The following is a 17,815-nucleotide window of genomic DNA, read 5'->3' as shown; positions in this document are numbered from 1 at the left end:
CACCTGCTCATTCATTTCAAGGCCACGGAGGCTGTTATGCTCAGTATCTTCAAACCTGCGCCCCACAGGGCGCGTCTGCCAGAGGCAGAAATAGATCCGCTCTATCGCCGTCTGCGTTGGCAAATCTTCCTGGGGATCTTCTTCGGGTACGCGGCGTACTACCTTGTACGTAAAAACTTCGCGCTCGCCATGCCGTATCTGGTGGAGCAGGGCTTTTCCCGCGGCGATCTGGGGTTCGCGCTGTCGGGGATCTCTATCGCCTACGGTTTTTCCAAATTCATCATGGGCTCCGTGTCGGATCGCTCGAATCCGCGCGTGTTCCTGCCCGCCGGTCTGATCCTGGCGGCCGCGGTCATGCTGTTCATGGGCTTTGTGCCGTGGGCAACCTCCAGCATTGCCATCATGTTCGTGCTGCTGTTCCTCTGCGGCTGGTTCCAGGGGATGGGGTGGCCGCCGTGCGGACGCACCATGGTGCACTGGTGGTCGCAGAAGGAGCGCGGCGGCATCGTGTCGGTGTGGAACTGTGCCCATAACGTGGGTGGCGGTATTCCGCCGCTGCTGTTCCTGCTGGGGATGGCCTGGTTCAACGACTGGCACGCTGCGCTGTATATGCCTGCCTTTGGCGCCATCGTGGTGGCGATTTTCGCTTTCGCGCTGATGCGTGATACGCCGCAGTCCTGCGGCCTGCCGCCGATTGAAGAGTACAAAAACGACTATCCGGATGATTACAGCAAGGAGCACGAAGAGGAGCTGACCGCAAAACAGATCTTCATGAAGTACGTCCTGCCGAACAAGCTGCTGTGGTACATCGCGGTGGCGAACGTGTTCGTTTACCTGCTGCGCTACGGCATCCTCGACTGGTCGCCAACCTACCTGAAAGAGGTGAAGCACTTCGCGCTGGATAAATCCTCCTGGGCGTACTTCCTGTATGAATACGCCGGGATCCCAGGCACGCTGCTTTGCGGCTGGATGTCGGACAAGGTGTTTAAGGGTAACCGCGGTGCGACGGGCGTCTTCTTTATGACCCTGGTGACCATCGCGACGGTTGTTTACTGGCTCAACCCGCCGGGCAACCCATCAGTAGACATGGCCTGCATGATCGTCATCGGCTTCCTGATTTATGGTCCGGTAATGCTGATCGGTCTGCATGCGCTGGAGCTGGCACCGAAAAAAGCGGCAGGCACGGCGGCAGGCTTTACCGGCCTGTTCGGTTACCTCGGCGGTTCGGTCGCGGCGAGCGCCATTGTGGGCTACACCGTTGACTTCTTCGGCTGGGACGGCGGCTTTATGGTGATGATCGGCGGTAGCGTGCTGGCGGTACTGCTGCTGATTGTTGTGATGATCGGTGAGAAACGTCACCACGCGGAAGTGCTGGCACGTCGTCAATAAGGAGCTTTACGATGAAATTAACTCAGTTAGCGACAGGCCTGCTGCTGGCGGGCCTGATGACAGGCTCCGCGCTGGCGGCGGATAAAATCGTTATTGCCCACCGTGGCGCGAGTGGCTATCTGCCGGAGCATACGCTGCCGGCGAAAGCGATGGCCTATGCGCAGGGCGCGGATTACCTCGAGCAGGATCTGGTGATGACGAAGGACGACCAGCTGGTGGTCCTGCATGACCACTATCTGGACCGCGTGACGGACGTGGCGGAGCGTTTCCCGGACCGCGCGCGAAAAGATGGCCGCTACTACGCCATTGATTTCACCCTGGCGGAGATCCGTTCCCTGAAGTTTACCGAAGGCTTCGAGATTGAAAACGGCAAGAAGGTGCAGGTCTATCCGGGACGTTTCCCGATGGGCAAATCTGACTTCCGCATTCATACCTTCCAGGAAGAGATTGAGTTTGTTCAGGGGCTGAACCACTCAACCGGTAAAAATATCGGTATCTACCCGGAGATCAAAGCGCCGTGGTTCCATCATCAGGAAGGGAAAGACATTGCCGCGAAGACGCTGGAGGTGCTGAAGCAGTACGGCTACACCAGCAAGAAGGACAAAGTCTACCTGCAGTGTTTTGATGCCGCCGAGCTGAAGCGCATCAAAACCGAGCTAGAGCCGAAGATGGGCATGAACCTCAACCTGGTGCAGCTGATTGCCTACACTGACTGGAATGAAACTCAGGAGAAACAGCCGGACGGGAAGTGGGTTAACTACAACTACGACTGGATGTTTAAGCCGGGGGCGATGAAGCAGATTGCGCAGTACGCCGACGGCATCGGGCCGGATTATCACATGCTGGTGGCGGAGGGCTCAGCGCCGGGCCACGTGAAGCTGACGGCGATGGTGAAAGAGGCGCACGCCAGCAAGATGCAGGTGCATCCGTATACCGTGCGTGCAGACCAGCTGCCGCCGTATGCCACGAATGTGAATCAGCTTTATGAGGTGTTGTATAACCAGGCGGGCGTGGACGGACTGTTTACGGATTTCCCGGATAAAGCGGTTGAATTCATTCACCGGAAGTAGGTTTTGTAGGTCGGGTAAGGCGAGGCCGACACCCGACAATCAGGCTCTGCGGCCTGATGCCCTCACCCTAACCCTCTCCCACAGGGAGAGGGAATAAGGGCAATCACATCTCGATCTCAATATCGCCTTTTGCCCGGCAGCAGCAGGGCAAAATTTCCCCTTCGTTGATAAAGGCCAGCGGCTCGGTCAGCCAGTCCACCTGGCCGGCGACCAGACGGCAGCGGCAGGAGCCGCAGTAGCCGGAACGACACTGGTACTCTACTTCTACCTGATGCGCCTCAAGCGCCACCAGCAGAGAAGGGTGCTCCTCCCGACACAGTACCTCAGTGCCGGAAAGACTTAACGTGACGCGTGGCATCAGAGCTGGAAGTTGCTCAGGTCGTCGGTGTTGACTTCAGAATCAATCTGACCGACCAGATAAGAGCTCACTTCCACTTCCTGCGGCGCGACCTGCACGTTATCGGACACCAGCCAGGTGTTGATCCACGGGATTGGGTTAGAGCGCGTCTGGAACGGCAGGTCGAGACCGACAGCCTGCATGCGGATGTTGGTGATGTACTCAACGTACTGGCACAGGATGTCTTTGTTCAGGCCAATCATGGAGCCGTCGCGGAACAGGTAATCTGCCCACTCTTTCTCCTGCTGAGCCGCCAGTACGAACAGGTCGTAGCACTCCTGTTTGCACTCTTCGGCGATTTCCGCCATCTCCGGATCGTCCGTACCGCTGCGCAGCAGGTTCAGCATGTGCTGGGTACCGGTGAGGTGCAGGGCTTCATCGCGGGCAATCAGACGGATAATCTTGGCGTTGCCTTCCATCAGCTTGCGCTCGGCAAAGGCGAAGGAGCAGGCGAAGCTCACGTAGAAGCGGATCGCTTCCAGCGCGTTGACGCTCATCAGGCACAGGTACAGCTGCTTTTTCAGCGCACGCAGGTTTACGGTGATGGTTTTACCGTTCACGTTGTGGGTGCCTTCGCCCAGCAGATGCCAGTAGCTGGTCATCTCGATCAGCTCGTCGTAGTAATGGGCAATGCCTTCCGCGCGCTTCTGGATCTGCTCGTTGGTAACGATATCGTCAAACACCACCGCCGGATCGTTCACGATGTTGCGGATGATGTGGGTGTAAGAGCGGGAGTGGATCGTCTCGGAGAACGCCCAGGTTTCCACCCAGGTTTCCAGCTCTGGAATGGAGATCAGCGGCAGCAGCGCCACGTTCGGGCTACGGCCCTGAATAGAGTCCAGCAGCGTCTGGTACTTCAGGTTGCTGATGAAGATATGCTTTTCGTGATCCGGCAGCGACTGGTAGTCAATACGGTCGCGGGAGACATCCACTTCTTCCGGGCGCCAGAAGAAGGAGAGTTGCTTTTCAATCAGCTTTTCGAAGATGTCATATTTTTGCTGATCGTAGCGTGCCACGTTGACCGGCTGGCCGAAGAACATCGGCTCTTTGAGCTGGTCGTTTTTCGTCTGTGAAAAGGTGGTATATGCCATGAGTGTGTCCTAAAAACGTAGGCCGGGTAAGCGTAGCGCCACCCGGCATTTACATTAGATCTTACATGCGCCGCTTTCGCAGCCATCGTCCTGAATTGACGGAACCAGGTCGTCCTGCGCGTCTTCCGCACCGTCACGGGTGTTGTGATAGTACAGCGTTTTCACGCCAAACTTATAGGCGGTGAGCAGGTCTTTCAGCAATTGCTGCATCGGAACCTTGCCTGACGGGAAGCGCGTCGGGTCATAGTTGGTATTGGCAGAGATCGACTGGTCGATAAACTTCTGCATGATACCCACCAGCTGCAGGTAGCCGTCGTTGTTTGGCATTTCCCACAGCAGCTCGTAGTTGTTGCCCAGCGTTTCGTAGTCCGGTACGACCTGACGCAGCACGCCGTCTTTCGACGCTTTGATGCTGACGTGGCCGCGCGGCGGTTCGATACCGTTGGTAGCGTTAGAGATCTGCGAAGAGGTCTCGGACGGCATCAGAGCAGAGAGCGTGGAGTTACGCAGGCCGTGCGTTTTAATGGACTCGCGCAGGCCTTCCCAGTCGAGATGCAGCGGCTCGCTGACGATCGCATCCAGGTCTTTTTTGTAGGTGTCGATCGGCAGAATGCCTTTCGCGTAGGTGGTTTCGTTGAACCACGGGCACGCGCCTTGCTCTTTCGCCAGCTCGTTAGAGGCTTTCATCAGGTAGTACTGAATGGCTTCAAACGTCTGGTGCGTCAGGTTGTTAGCGCTGCCGTCGGAGTAACGCTTGCCGTTTTTCGCCAGCCAGTAGGCGAAGTTGATCACGCCGATACCCAGGGTACGGCGGCCCATCGCACCGCGTTTCGCTGCCGGGATTGGGTAATCCTGGTAGTCCAGCAGGGCGTCGAGGGCACGAACCGCCAGCACGGCCAGCTCTTCCAGCTCGTCCAGGCTCTTAATCGCGCCCAGGTTGAACGCGGACAGCGTACACAGCGCGATTTCGCCGTTTTCGTCGTTCACGTCTTCCAGCGGTTTGGTCGGCAGAGCGATCTCCAGGCACAGGTTAGACTGGCGCACTGGTGCAACAACCGGGTCAAACGGGCTGTGGGTGTTGCAGTGGTCAACGTTCTGAATGTAGATACGGCCCGTAGAGGCACGTTCCTGCATCATCAGGGAGAACAGGTCTACCGCCTTCACGCGCTGCTTGCGGATGCTGTCGTCTTTTTCATATTTGGTGTACAGACGCTCGAACTCGTCCTGATCGGCGAAGAACGCGTCATACAGGCCTGGAACGTCGGACGGGCTGAACAGGGTGATGTCTTCACCTTTCAGCAGACGGGTGTACATCAGCTTGTTGATCTGCACGCCGTAGTCCATGTGACGCACGCGGTTGCCTTCGACACCACGGTTGTTTTTCAGGACCAGCAGGCTTTCCACTTCCAGGTGCCACATTGGGTAGAACAGGGTCGCAGCACCGCCGCGCACGCCGCCCTGAGAGCAGGATTTTACTGCCGTCTGGAAGTGCTTATAGAACGGGATACAGCCGGTGTGGAACGCTTCACCGCCGCGAATCGGGCTGCCCAGCGCACGGATGCGGCCGGCGTTGATGCCGATACCTGCACGCTGGGAAACGTATTTCACAATGGCGCTGGAGGTGGCGTTGATGGAATCCAGGCTGTCACCACACTCGATCAGGACGCAGGAGCTGAACTGACGGGTAGGGGTGCGCACGCCAGACATGATTGGCGTCGGCAGAGAAATTTTGAACGTCGAAACCGCATCGTAGAAACGCTTCACGTAATCCAGACGGGTATCACGCGGGTAGTTAGAGAACAGGCAGGCGGCCACCAGAATGTAGAGGAACTGGGCGCTTTCGTAGATCTCACCGGTTACACGGTTCTGGACCAGGTATTTGCCTTCGAGCTGCTTCACCGCCGCGTAGGAGAAGCTCATGTCGCGCCAGTGATCGATAAACCCGTTCATCTGCTCGAACTCTTCTTCCGTATAGTCTTCCAGCAGATGCGTGTCGTATTTGCCCAGCTCAACCATTTTCACCACGTGATCGTAAAGCTTCGGCGGCTCAAACTGGCCGTAGGCTTTTTTACGCAGGTGGAAAATCGCCAGACGTGCAGCGAGGTACTGATAATCCGGTGCTTCGCGGGAGATGAGGTCTGCCGCCGCTTTGATGATAGTTTCGTGGATATCAGACGTTTTGATGCCGTCGTAGAACTGAATATGAGAACGCAGTTCAACCTGGGAGATAGATACGTTGTTCAGTCCTTCTGCTGCCCAGTCGAGAACTCGATGGATTTTGTCCAGATTGATACGCTCGGTAGTACCGTCGCGCTTTGTCACCAGCAGACTCTGATTCATGTGGGTTTTACCTGTCCGTGAAATAAAAAATATCCCCCGCTTATCCACAGATCCGTCTTGTGACTAACTCTGTGGATAAATACTACATATAGGGGGTTTGCGATAAGAAAAACGCTATATGGTGAGTATTCTAGTATCGAATCTTTTCAGCACAAGGGTTGATTTTGACGTTAAATTGAGGTTGTGAAAGGGTAAAAAAGGCTAAGTCCTCGTACCGTAAGGCCTGGAAGACATGTCAATAATTAAGAAAAAAAATTCAAAATTTGATCGAGTGCTGATTTCTTCAACGAGAGGTCAGAATTGCGCAACATGATGTCGCGCAATCTTTATAAGAATAACGAATGACGTTAGTCGTTTTTGGCGGTTGTGTGCAACATATAGTTAACATCAACGCCCGGTGCGAGTTTGAATTTATTGGTCAGCGGATTGTAGTGCAGGCCGATGATGTGCTGCTCTTTGAGCCACGTCTGGTCAACCCAGCTTAACAGCTCTGCAGGCTTAATGAATTTCTTCACGTCGTGGGTCCCTTTCGGCACCATGCGCAGCACATACTCCGCGCCGACAACGGCCATCAGACAGGCTTTACCGTTGCGGTTGAGGGTTGAGAAGAAGACCTGGCCGCCCGGTTTTACCAGTTTTGCACAGGCGTGCACCACCGACTGCGGATCGGGAACGTGCTCCAGCATCTCCATGCAGGTCACCACATCGTACTGATGGGCGTGTTTTGCCGCGTGCTCTTCTACGGTTTCCTGCACGTATTCCACCTGTATACCCGACTCCAGCGCATGAAGGCGGGCCACCTGCAGCGGTTCAAAGCCCATATCCAGGCCCGTAACATTCGCCCCTTCGCGCGCCATGCTCTCAGCCAGGATGCCGCCGCCGCAGCCGACGTCGAGCACTTTCTTACCGAACAGACCGCCGGAACGCTCCGCGATATAGCCCAGACGCAGCGGGTTAATACGGTGCAGCGGTTTGAACTCACCTTCGAGATCCCACCAGCGGGACGCCACCGCTTCAAATTTGGCAATCTCTTCGTGGTCAACGTTGTGAACCACCGGGGATTTTTCGGCATTCATGGGCGCTTTTACTCCTTATTTAGCAAGACGAATGAGTATATCAGGCAATCCCCGTGAATAAAGCGTATAGGTTTACCTCAATCACCTCGGCTGTGTTATAATTTGCGACCTTTGAATCCGGGATACAGTAGAGGGATAGCGGTTAGATGAGCGACCTTGCGAGAGAAATTACACCGGTTAACATCGAGGAAGAGCTGAAGAGCTCCTATCTGGACTATGCGATGTCGGTCATTGTTGGCCGTGCGCTGCCGGACGTCCGCGATGGCCTTAAGCCGGTACACCGTCGCGTACTATACGCCATGAACGTATTGGGCAATGACTGGAATAAAGCCTATAAAAAATCTGCCCGCGTCGTCGGTGACGTCATCGGTAAATATCACCCGCATGGTGATACTGCCGTTTATGACACCATCGTTCGTATGGCGCAGCCATTCTCCTTGCGCTACATGCTGGTAGATGGCCAGGGTAACTTTGGTTCAGTCGACGGCGACTCCGCTGCGGCGATGCGTTATACGGAAATCCGTATGTCGAAAATCGCTCATGAGCTGATGGCCGACCTGGAAAAAGAGACCGTTGATTTCGTCGATAACTACGACGGCACCGAGCGCATCCCAGATGTGATGCCCACCAAGATCCCGAACCTGTTGGTTAACGGTTCGTCCGGTATCGCGGTCGGTATGGCAACCAACATTCCGCCGCACAATATCACCGAGGTGATCAACGGCTGCCTGGCCTATATCGACGATGAAGACATCAGCATTGAAGGGCTGATGGAACACATCCCGGGCCCGGACTTCCCGACGGCGGCGATCATCAACGGTCGTCGTGGTATTGAAGAAGCGTACCGCACCGGTCGCGGCAAGATTTACATCCGTGCCCGCGCCGAAGTGGAAGCGGACGCTAAAACCGGCCGTGAAACCATCATTGTTCACGAGATCCCGTATCAGGTGAACAAAGCGCGTCTGATTGAAAAAATCGCCGAGCTGGTAAAAGAAAAACGCGTTGAAGGCATCAGCGCGCTGCGTGACGAGTCTGACAAAGACGGTATGCGCATTGTGATTGAGATCAAACGCGACGCGGTGGGTGAGGTTGTGCTGAACAACCTGTACTCCCAGACTCAGCTTCAGGTCTCCTTCGGTATCAACATGGTTGCACTGCACCATGGTCAGCCGAAGATCATGAACCTGAAAGAGATCCTGAGCGCGTTCGTGCGTCACCGCCGTGAAGTGGTGACCCGCCGTACCATCTTCGAACTGCGCAAAGCGCGCGACCGTGCGCACATCCTTGAAGCGCTGGCGGTTGCGCTGGCCAACATCGACCCGATCATCGAACTGATCCGTCGTGCGCCAACCCCGGCGGAAGCGAAAGCTGCCCTGATTTCCCGTCCGTGGGATCTGGGTAACGTCGCCGCGATGCTGGAACGTGCGGGCGATGACGCAGCGCGTCCTGAGTGGCTGGAACCTGAATTCGGCGTGCGTGACGGTCAGTATTACCTGACTGAACAGCAGGCCCAGGCGATTCTGGATCTGCGTCTGCAGAAACTGACCGGCCTTGAGCATGAAAAACTGCTCGACGAATACAAAGAGCTGCTGGAACAGATTGCTGAGCTGCTGCACATCCTGGGCAGCGCAGAGCGTCTGATGGAAGTGATCCGTGAAGAGCTGGAACTGGTCCGCGATCAGTTCGGCGACGAGCGCCGCACCGAAATCACCGCGAACAGCTCTGATATCAACATTGAAGATCTGATCAACCGCGAAGACGTGGTGGTTACCCTGTCTCACCAGGGCTATGTGAAGTATCAGCCGCTGACCGACTACGAAGCACAGCGTCGTGGCGGTAAAGGCAAGTCTGCGGCACGTATTAAAGAAGAAGACTTTATTGACCGCCTGCTGGTGGCTAACACCCATGACACGATCCTCTGCTTCTCCAGCCGCGGTCGTCTGTACTGGATGAAAGTCTATCAGCTGCCGGAAGCGAGCCGTGGCGCACGTGGTCGTCCAATCGTTAACCTGCTGCCGCTGGAAGCGGACGAACGTATCACCGCCATCCTGCCGGTACGCGAGTACGAAGAGGGCGTGAACGTCTTTATGGCGACCGCCAGCGGTACCGTGAAGAAAACCGCGCTGACCGAGTTCAGTCGTCCGCGTTCTGCCGGTATTATCGCCGTGAACCTGAACGAAGGCGACGAGCTGATCGGTGTGGATCTGACCTCCGGTTCTGATGAAGTGATGCTGTTCTCTGCGGCCGGTAAAGTGGTGCGCTTTAAAGAAGACGCCGTTCGTGCGATGGGCCGTACCGCGACGGGCGTGCGTGGTATCAAGCTGGCTGGCGAAGACAGCGTGGTTTCTCTGATTATTCCGCGCGGTGAAGGGGCTATCCTGACCGTAACGCAGAATGGTTACGGTAAACGTACGGCGGAAGGGGAATACCCAACCAAGTCTCGCGGCACGCAGGGCGTTATCTCTATCAAAGTTACCGAGCGCAACGGTTCCGTTGTGGGCGCGGTGCAGGTGGACGATGCGGACCAGATCATGATGATCACCGATGCCGGTACGCTGGTGCGTACCCGCGTGTCTGAGATCAGCGTGGTAGGGCGTAATACCCAGGGCGTAATCCTCATCCGTACAGCGGAAGATGAGAACGTGGTGGGTCTGCAGCGTGTTGCTGAGCCGGTGGATGATGAAGAGCTCGATTCCATCGACGGTAGCGTTGCGGAAGGCGATGATGATATCGCGCCGGAAGTCGACACTGACGATGACGCAGCGGATGACGCTGACGAGTAATGTCTTCTGATGCAAAAAAGGGCCGGATTCCGGCCCTTTTCTTTTGCACAAGCAGATAAGTCAACGTTGCGACCTGGCGCGTTTACCGCTACCTTAACCACATTCTTTTGACCCCGACGGCGGAGCCTCGCCCCCTTGAAATACCTCGTCTCCTTTCGTACTACGCTGAAAGTCTCTCGCTATCTGTTTCGGGCGCTGGCGCTCTTGCTTTGGCTGCTGGTGGCCCTGTTCTCGGTGTTTTACATCGTTAACGCGCTGCACCAGAAAGAAGCGGAGATCCGCCAGGAGTTTAACTTAAGCTCCGACCAGGCCCAGCGCTACATTCAGCGAACGTCTGACGTGATGAAGGAGCTGAAGTATATTGCCGAAAATCGTCTGACGGCGGAAAACGGCATCCTTGCGCTTCGCGGGCGTGATGACAAAACTGAAGTCCCGGATTTCCAGCCGCTGTTCCCGGACTCCGATTGCTCCACCATGAGCAATTCCTGGCGCGGGTCGCTGGAATCCCTTGCCTGGTTTATGCGCTACTGGCGCGACAATTTCTCCGCCGCCTATGACCTGAACCGCGTCTTCCTGATTGGCAGCGAGAATCTCTGCATGGCTGACTTTGGCCTGCGCGACGTGCCCGTTGAGCGTGACGATGCGCTGAAAAGCCTGCATGAACGTATTGTGAAATACCGCAATGCGCCGCAGGACGAACGCGGCAATAACATCTTCTGGGTGAGCCAGGGCCCGCGTCCGGGCGTGGGCTATTTCTACGCTCTGACGCCGGTGTATCTCGGCAATCGCCTGCAGGCGCTGCTGGGGATTGAGCAGACCATTCGCATGGAAAACTTCTTCACCCCGGGCAGCCTGCCCATGGGGGTGACCATTCTGGATGAAAACGGTCATCAGCTGATCTCGCTTGCCGGGCCCGATAACCGGCTTAACGTCGAACCCCACTGGATGCAGGAGCGGTCGTGGTTTGGCTATACCTCAGGGTTCCGCGAACTGGTGCTGAAGAAGAGCCTGCCGCCTTCCTCGCTGAGTATCGTCTATTCGCTGCCGGTGGACATGGTGCTTGAGCGGATACGCATTCTCATCATGAATGCCATTCTGCTGAACCTGATCGCGGGTGGGGCGCTGTTCACCCTGGCGCGCATGTATGAGCGGAAAATCTTTATTCCCGCCGAGAGCGACGCCCAGCGGCTGGAGGAACACGAGCAGTTTAACCGGAAGATTGTCGCTTCGGCGCCGGTGGGGATCTGTATTCTGCGTACCCAGGACGGGACCAACATCCTGAGTAACGAACTGGCGCATAACTACCTGAATATGCTGACGCATGAGGACCGGCAAAGGCTGACGCAGATTATCTGCGGTCAGCAGGTTAACTTTGTCGACGTGCTTACCAGCACGCACACCAACCTGCAGATTAGCTTTGTCCATTCCCGCTATCGCAATGAAAACGTGGCGATTTGCGTGCTGGTGGATGTCTCCGCGCGCGTGAAAATGGAAGAGTCGTTGCAGGAGATGGCGCAGGCGGCAGAGCAGGCCAGCCAGTCGAAATCCATGTTCCTTGCGACCGTCAGCCACGAGCTGCGAACGCCGCTGTACGGGATCATCGGTAACCTCGACCTGCTGCAGACGAAAGAGCTGCCGAAAGGGGTCGACAGGCTGGTGACGGCGATGAACAACTCCTCCAGCCTGCTGCTGAAAATCATCAGCGATATTCTCGACTTCTCTAAAATTGAGTCTGAGCAGCTGAAAATCGAGCCGCGGGAGTTCTCGCCGCGCGAGGTCATGAACCATATCAGCGCCAACTATCTGCCACTGGTCGTGCGTAAACAGCTGGGGCTCTACTGCTTTATTGAGCCGGATGTGCCGCTGACGCTGCACGGCGATCCGATGCGCCTGCAGCAGGTCATCTCTAACCTGCTCAGCAACGCCATTAAATTCACCGATACCGGCTGTATTGTGCTGCACGTCTGCCGGGCAGGGGATTACCTGAGCATTCGCGTGCGCGACACGGGCGTCGGCATCCCGGCGAAAGAAGTGGTTCGTCTGTTCGATCCGTTCTTCCAGGTCGGTACCGGCGTGCAGCGTAACTTCCAGGGAACCGGACTGGGGCTGGCGATTTGTGAGAAGCTCGTCAGCATGATGGACGGTGATATCTCGGTGGATACCGAGCCCGGCATGGGCAGCCAGTTCACCATCCGCATTCCGCTCTATTCGGCGCAGTATCCGGCAAAATCCACGGTAGACGGGCTGAGCGATAAGCGCTGCTGGCTGGCGGTGCATAACGCCTCGCTGAATGACTACCTGACGGCGCTGCTTGCCCACAGCGGCGTGAGGGTGTGCCGCTATGAAGGTCAAACGCCGGACGTGGACGATGTGCTGATCGCCGACGAGATGCCGGATCAGCCGTGGCAGGGAAGAGGGGCGGTGCTCTTCTGTCGTCGCCACATCGGCATTCCTGTCGAGCGTGCGCCTGGGGAATGGGTACACAGTGTCGCAACCCCGCACGAGCTGTTGAGCCTGCTGGCGCGCATCTACAAAGTGGAGCTGGAAGAGCGCGACGGCGCGGGCGGATTGCCGTCACCCGAGTCTCTGGCGTCAGTGAATGACGATATGATGATTCTGGTGGTGGATGATCATCCGATTAACCGCCGCCTGTTGGCTGACCAGCTTGGATCGCTGGGCTACCAGTGCAAAACGGCCAATGACGGTGTGGATGCGCTGAATGTGCTGAGTAAAAATCATATTGATATCGTACTTAGCGACGTCAACATGCCAAACATGGACGGCTACCGTCTGACGCAGCGCATCCGACAGTTGGGCCTGACGCTGCCGGTGGTGGGCGTAACGGCGAACGCGCTGGCGGAAGAGAAGCAGCGCTGTCTGGAGTCAGGCATGGACAGCTGTCTGTCGAAACCGGTGACGCTGGACGTGCTGAAGCAGACATTGTCGATTTACGCGGAGCGCGTGAGAAAAACAAGAATATAAAAAAGGCCCGCAAGGGCCTTTTAAGCTTTTCACCCTCTCCCGGTGGGAGAGGGGCGGGGTGAGGGCATCAGGCCGCACACCCGTTGAGATCAATCCTTGTCCGTTGCGCTCAGCGTGACGGAGGAAAGATAGTTCAGCAGTGCAATATCGTTGTCCACGCCCAGTTTCATCATCGCTGATTTCTTCTGGCTGCTGATGGTTTTAATGCTGCGGTTCAGCTTCTTGGCGATCTCGGTCACCAGGAAACCTTCGGCGAACAGGCGCAGAACTTCACTCTCTTTCGGCGACAGGCGTTTGTCACCGTAGCCACCCGCGCTGATTTTTTCCAGCAGACGAGAGACGCTCTCAGGCGTGAACTTCTTGCCTTTCTGCAGCGCAGCAAGCGCTTTTGGCAGATCGGTCGGTGCGCCCTGTTTCAGCACAATCCCTTCGATGTCCAGATCCAGTACCGCGCTCAGGATCGCCGGGTTGTTGTTCATGGTCAGAACAATGATCGAGATATCCGGGAAGTGACGTTTAATATATTTGATGAGCGTGATCCCATCACCGTACTTGTCTCCAGGCATGGAGAGATCGGTAATGAGCACGTGTGCATCAAGCTTTGGGAGATTATTGATCAGTGCTGTAGAGTCTTCAAATTCACCGACTACATTCACCCACTCGATCTGTTCAAGTGATTTGCGAATACCGAACAGTACAATCGGATGGTCATCGGCAATAATTACGTTCATATTGTTCATGTATAAGGCTACCTTGCTACAGCAAGCTTTTGACGTAGGCGTCAATGTCGCTGATGTATTTTTCAATGCCAGAGGCATCTTTCTCACGAATTAGATGTTCCAGCGTTTCACATAACTGCTTGCCGGGAACCAGATTAAGCATGGCAAACACCCCTTTAAGCCGGTGTGCTGTCTGTGCCAGCGCTGCAAAATCATTCGCAGCGGACTCAGTATACAACCGCTTAACATCATCTGGTACTGTATCAACAAAGAGTGAATAGTATCCGCTGGCGTGAAGCTCGGCATTTTCATTGCCGCCTAACGGGGATTCCGCTATCTCTTCCTGCGCCAGCTGCTCTTCTATTAGTTGTAGTACAGCTTCCTGCATCGCATTGCTTATATTAAAGTTGACGCGCAGCTGGCCAGGGCCGATTTTCCGCACGCCTGACTCATCATCGCTTAAAAGCAAGCCGGAGGCAGTAAGATTAGACGGATTATCAGTTAAAAACAGATCAAATTCTTGACTTGCAAGTCTTTCATCCGGCGTGATGCAGGCCGCACCCCAGTTTTCTAACTGGCGAACGACAATATTGCGGATCTCGTTCGAGGTCACATCGACCATCACCACGACATCATCCAGCAGACGTTCTTCATCTTCTTCCTGCGGATTGGCCGCCATTTTCACGTGCAGAGAATAACGGGTGCCGAGGGATTCACGGGCTTTGATATTCAGATGGCCGCCGAGCTTACGCGCCAGCTGATCGCACAGCCAGAAGGTCAGGGCATTGGCCTTGCCGTAGCGATCGCTTTGCGTGTCATTCAGGAACGGGAAGTGCAGATTATCAATTTCACTCGTGGTGACGCCTTCCCCGGTGTCCAGGATGCGGAACGTCAGGCGGTCTTCTGCTGACTCCTCAGTGCCAACTTCGAGGGTGATCTTGCCAATCTGCGTGGTGGTCACGGCGTACTGAATAATCATCAGCAGAATACGCCGCAGCGCTTCACGATCGCCGTGGCGTTCGTCATTCGCAGGGAGATTGTTATTGATCAGCAGCTGCAAACCTTTGCGCTTAATGACGGGCAGCACTTCCGGCACCACTTCATCGATCAGTTCCTGAATGGAGAAGAGGGTTGGGGTTCCCTTCCAGAAATCATTCTCCAGCATGTTCGCCAGCTGGATCTCATCAACCATTCTGACCAGCGAATCGGCCTGGCAGGCAAGCTGGTGGCTTTCAGCGGTGTTTAACGCCGCCGCCTGGGTTGCCAGCGTTTTTAACGGCTGCTTGAAGGCATCGCCAATGTTCTGCATGAATGCGGCGCGCCCCTGCTGGTTTTTCTCATACAGTCTTTGTGCCTGCTTGAGCTTTTTATTGACCAGCACTTCGCGATCCTGGTCGCGAATAATGAAGATTTGCGTGCGGGGAGCCACCTGGCTGCGGAACTGACGGATTTCGTACAGTTCATTGTTGATGGTGGCCTGAATCACCCCCTGATGCTGATCCGCCATGGTGGTGATGTTCTGCAGGTTAAGATGCGGCAGCAGATGGTCGGCAATTTTGTTGCTCATCACTGTACGATTCGCCTCCTGGTCGTGAACTAAGACCCCAAGCGGCAGCACGGAAACAATCTCTTCATTCAATGCACGCAATACGCGCAGCTCATTGCTGGTGCCGGCCGGAACCGCAGAGGCGTCGCTCTGACGCCCCGTCTGGAAACGGAAGGTGCTGTAGCCAAACAGCGCCAGCGCCAGCAGACCGATATTTAACAGCAGAGGCAGCAGGATATTTTGCAGGGTATCGAGCAACAGCGTGCCAAACGGCACCTGCCACACCAGACGCATACCGGTCGAATTCAGCGATGAGGCAATTTCGATTTTCGAGCCGTTAAAGGAGATCGATACGCTCTCTGCGGCCTCTTTGTCAGACGCCGCCCGCATGTTCTGGGTGCTGCTGTCGGGCTCCAGACGGAAGCTGTCGAGCGGCATGTCCGGCGGGATTAAATCATTAATCGGTAAATCGAAGGCCACCACCGTCGCCAGGTGTCCTGGCTGGTTGAACGTAGTGCGCAGGGTAAAATAATGACCGTTTTGCCAGGCCAGACGACGCAGGGAAGAGAAGCTCTCACGTTCATCGAGGGCATTCGCCTGCTGCAGCATCTCTGCCCGGCGGGAATCGACGATGCTGCCCACGGTGGTCTCTTTAAATCCGGAAGAGAGATCTTTTAACGGCAGCGTGGAGATCAGGATCATGCTGTTGTCCTGACCGTTCAGATAGTACATCGACCATGGCACCGTTTCGGCACCCCAGAGAGTATCCAGATAGGTCGAAATACGCTGCGTCATCTCAAGCGTCGCGCTGTCGTGAGAGCCAAAAATAAGCGCCTCGGTCTTACGCTGCGGTTTTTCGAGATAGTAGACATCCTGCTTAAGCCGTGTCTCCTGAAGTCCATCTCCGGACGAGGAGGCCGGGGCGGCCGCGATATTGTCGTAAATCTGCCAGGTGGCGTAGCGCCAGGTATCGATGCGCTTATGCACGGCGTGGGTGATATCGACGACCTGATAGCTCTTATCCTTCAGCCAGGCGTTAACCGCGCTTTGTACCATCACCCCCATGGTCACTAACAGCACAACGATCAGAAGAAGAAAGAAACGGGTGATGCTCCCGGGAAGGAGGGAAAATTTGCTCGGGGCGGTAGTTTCAGTCTGACTCATTGATATCTTTAACCCGTCATGGTCATGCTCTGTGGCGATAGGGCAGTATAAAGCGTAATAACTGAATTTCCAGCGCCACTGCCCGGGAAGAGTCGACTTTTTCAACGGACAATATCGGCGGCAGGTGGCGCACTAAACATGTACAAACACGCCGTGCGCGTACAAATAATAAGTGCGCTTAGCCAGCAAATAGCACGAATTAACAAGAAATTAAGTTTTACATCAATATTTCGCCAGCGAAGGATAGCAGTGAAGATTTAGTTAATAGTCGTTACAGTTTCGGTGCGGTAGCACAAAAAATGAGAAGTTACGTAAAGAAAGGTAAAAAAAAACCGAATGCGAAGCATTCGGCTCAATTAGGGATAAACAGACATTCAAAACTGAATGACGGTAATAAATAAAGTTAATGATGATAGCGAGAGATATTTTAGAGATTAGGCGCGATCTTGTTTTGTCATTCAGTGCTGTAACGATTTTTATTATAAGTGGTTGATTTTCATGTGTGTTATTTTTCTTTTGATTATAAATGCTAAATTTCTAAGCTATTTGTGCTTTGTAAAAGTTCCTTGATATTTACATTTTGAAACATGTTCATAGATAAATGAAACATCTTCAAAGTTTTCGTATCATATTCGCATTGGATTATTCTGTGATTTTGCGGAGAATGAAATTGCCGACTGGTTAATGAGGGTTAACCAGTAAGCAGTGGCAATTATAAGGCATATAACAGAGGGTTAATAAAATGAAAGTTAAAGTACTGTCCCTCCTGGTACCAGCACTCCTGGTGGCAGGCGCAGCAAATGCGGCCGAAATTTATAACAAAGATGGCAACAAATTAGATCTGTACGGTAAAGTTGATGGTCTGCACTATTTTTCTGACGACAAGGGTAACGACGGCGACAAGACCTACATGCGTCTTGGCTTCAAAGGCGAAACTCAGGTTAACGATCAACTGACCGGTTACGGCCAGTGGGAATACCAGATTCAGGGCAACACCACTGAAGGTGACAATCAGTCCTGGACGCGTGTGGCGTTCGCGGGTCTGAAATTCGCTGAGGCGGGTTCTTTCGATTACGGTCGTAACTACGGCGTAATCTACGACGTAACTTCCTGGACTGACGTTCTGCCAGAATTTGGCGGCGATACCTACGGCGCTGACAACTTCCTGCAGCAACGTGCTAACGGCGTCGCGACCTACCGTAACCAGGACTTCTTTGGTCTGGTGGACGGCCTGAACTTTGCTCTGCAGTATCAGGGC

The 17,815-nt window shown here is 54.9% G+C and carries 11 protein-coding genes; 5 read left to right on the top strand and 6 right to left on the bottom strand.

Going from position 1 to position 17,815, the window contains the following annotated elements; translation table 11 throughout:
• The first annotated feature begins 36 nt into the window (after positions 1-36).
• Positions 37-1,389 carry a glycerol-3-phosphate transporter gene (glpT, locus tag AC0TN7_RS09440; RefSeq protein ID WP_024908206.1) on the top strand — a complete coding sequence of 451 codons (1,353 nt, stop codon included), beginning with the start codon at positions 37-39 and terminating at the stop codon, positions 1,387-1,389.
• An 11-nt stretch (positions 1,390-1,400) separates the two neighbouring features.
• Positions 1,401-2,459, top strand: a complete 1,059-nt coding sequence (gene glpQ, locus AC0TN7_RS09435) for a glycerophosphodiester phosphodiesterase (protein WP_032646596.1) — start codon at positions 1,401-1,403, stop codon at positions 2,457-2,459.
• A 103-nt stretch (positions 2,460-2,562) separates the two neighbouring features.
• Here glpQ and yfaE read toward each other — a convergent pair whose 3' ends face one another.
• From yfaE to ubiG, 4 genes are all read right to left on the bottom strand, one after another.
• Positions 2,563-2,817, bottom strand: coding sequence for a class I ribonucleotide reductase maintenance protein YfaE (gene yfaE / locus AC0TN7_RS09430; RefSeq protein WP_023325749.1), 255 nt, complete (start codon positions 2,815-2,817; stop codon positions 2,563-2,565).
• Complete coding sequence (nrdB, locus tag AC0TN7_RS09425; protein WP_023312514.1) at positions 2,817-3,947, bottom strand: class Ia ribonucleoside-diphosphate reductase subunit beta; 1,131 nt, start codon at positions 3,945-3,947, stop codon at positions 2,817-2,819. Before nrdB ends, yfaE begins: the two co-directional genes overlap by 1 nt.
• Positions 3,948-4,001: 54 nt before the next feature.
• Entirely contained in the window at positions 4,002-6,287 is a 2,286-nt protein-coding gene (nrdA, locus tag AC0TN7_RS09420) for a class 1a ribonucleoside-diphosphate reductase subunit alpha (protein ID WP_473702108.1), read from the bottom strand.
• Positions 6,288-6,634: 347 nt separating this feature from the next.
• Positions 6,635-7,363: a bifunctional 2-polyprenyl-6-hydroxyphenol methylase/3-demethylubiquinol 3-O-methyltransferase UbiG gene (ubiG, locus tag AC0TN7_RS09415; protein ID WP_473702107.1), complete on the bottom strand. Its 729-nt coding sequence runs from the start codon at positions 7,361-7,363 to the stop codon at positions 6,635-6,637.
• 146 nt (positions 7,364-7,509) lie between these two features.
• Here ubiG and gyrA point away from each other — a divergent pair, with 146 nt between their 5' ends.
• Together gyrA and rcsC are read left to right on the top strand one after the other, a co-directional pair.
• Positions 7,510-10,146, top strand: coding sequence for a DNA topoisomerase (ATP-hydrolyzing) subunit A (gyrA, locus tag AC0TN7_RS09410; protein ID WP_148768929.1), 2,637 nt, complete (start codon positions 7,510-7,512; stop codon positions 10,144-10,146).
• Between the two features lie 135 nt (positions 10,147-10,281).
• Entirely contained in the window at positions 10,282-13,128 is a 2,847-nt protein-coding gene (gene rcsC / locus AC0TN7_RS09405; protein ID WP_148768928.1) for a two-component system sensor histidine kinase RcsC, read from the top strand.
• 89 nt (positions 13,129-13,217) lie between these two features.
• Here the strand turns inward: rcsC and rcsB are convergent, their stop codons facing one another.
• Together rcsB and rcsD are read right to left on the bottom strand one after the other, a co-directional pair.
• A complete protein-coding gene (rcsB, locus tag AC0TN7_RS09400; RefSeq protein WP_003859405.1) occupies positions 13,218-13,868 on the bottom strand; it encodes a response regulator transcription factor RcsB in 651 nt (216 codons plus the stop codon).
• 16 nt (positions 13,869-13,884) lie between these two features.
• Positions 13,885-16,557 (bottom strand): phosphotransferase RcsD, encoded by a 2,673-nt coding sequence (rcsD, locus tag AC0TN7_RS09395; protein ID WP_024908200.1) that lies wholly within the window; start codon positions 16,555-16,557, stop codon positions 13,885-13,887.
• 742 nt (positions 16,558-17,299) lie between these two features.
• On the opposite strand from rcsD, the gene AC0TN7_RS09390 reads away from it, so the two are divergent.
• On the top strand, positions 17,300-17,815 hold a 516-nt coding region (locus AC0TN7_RS09390), incomplete at its 3' end, for a porin (RefSeq protein WP_473702106.1).

Source organism: Enterobacter sp. PL_is511 (assembly GCF_055816065.1).
Note: the sequence above shows the minus strand (reverse complement) of the source record. Positions and strands in the feature narration are given on the sequence as shown.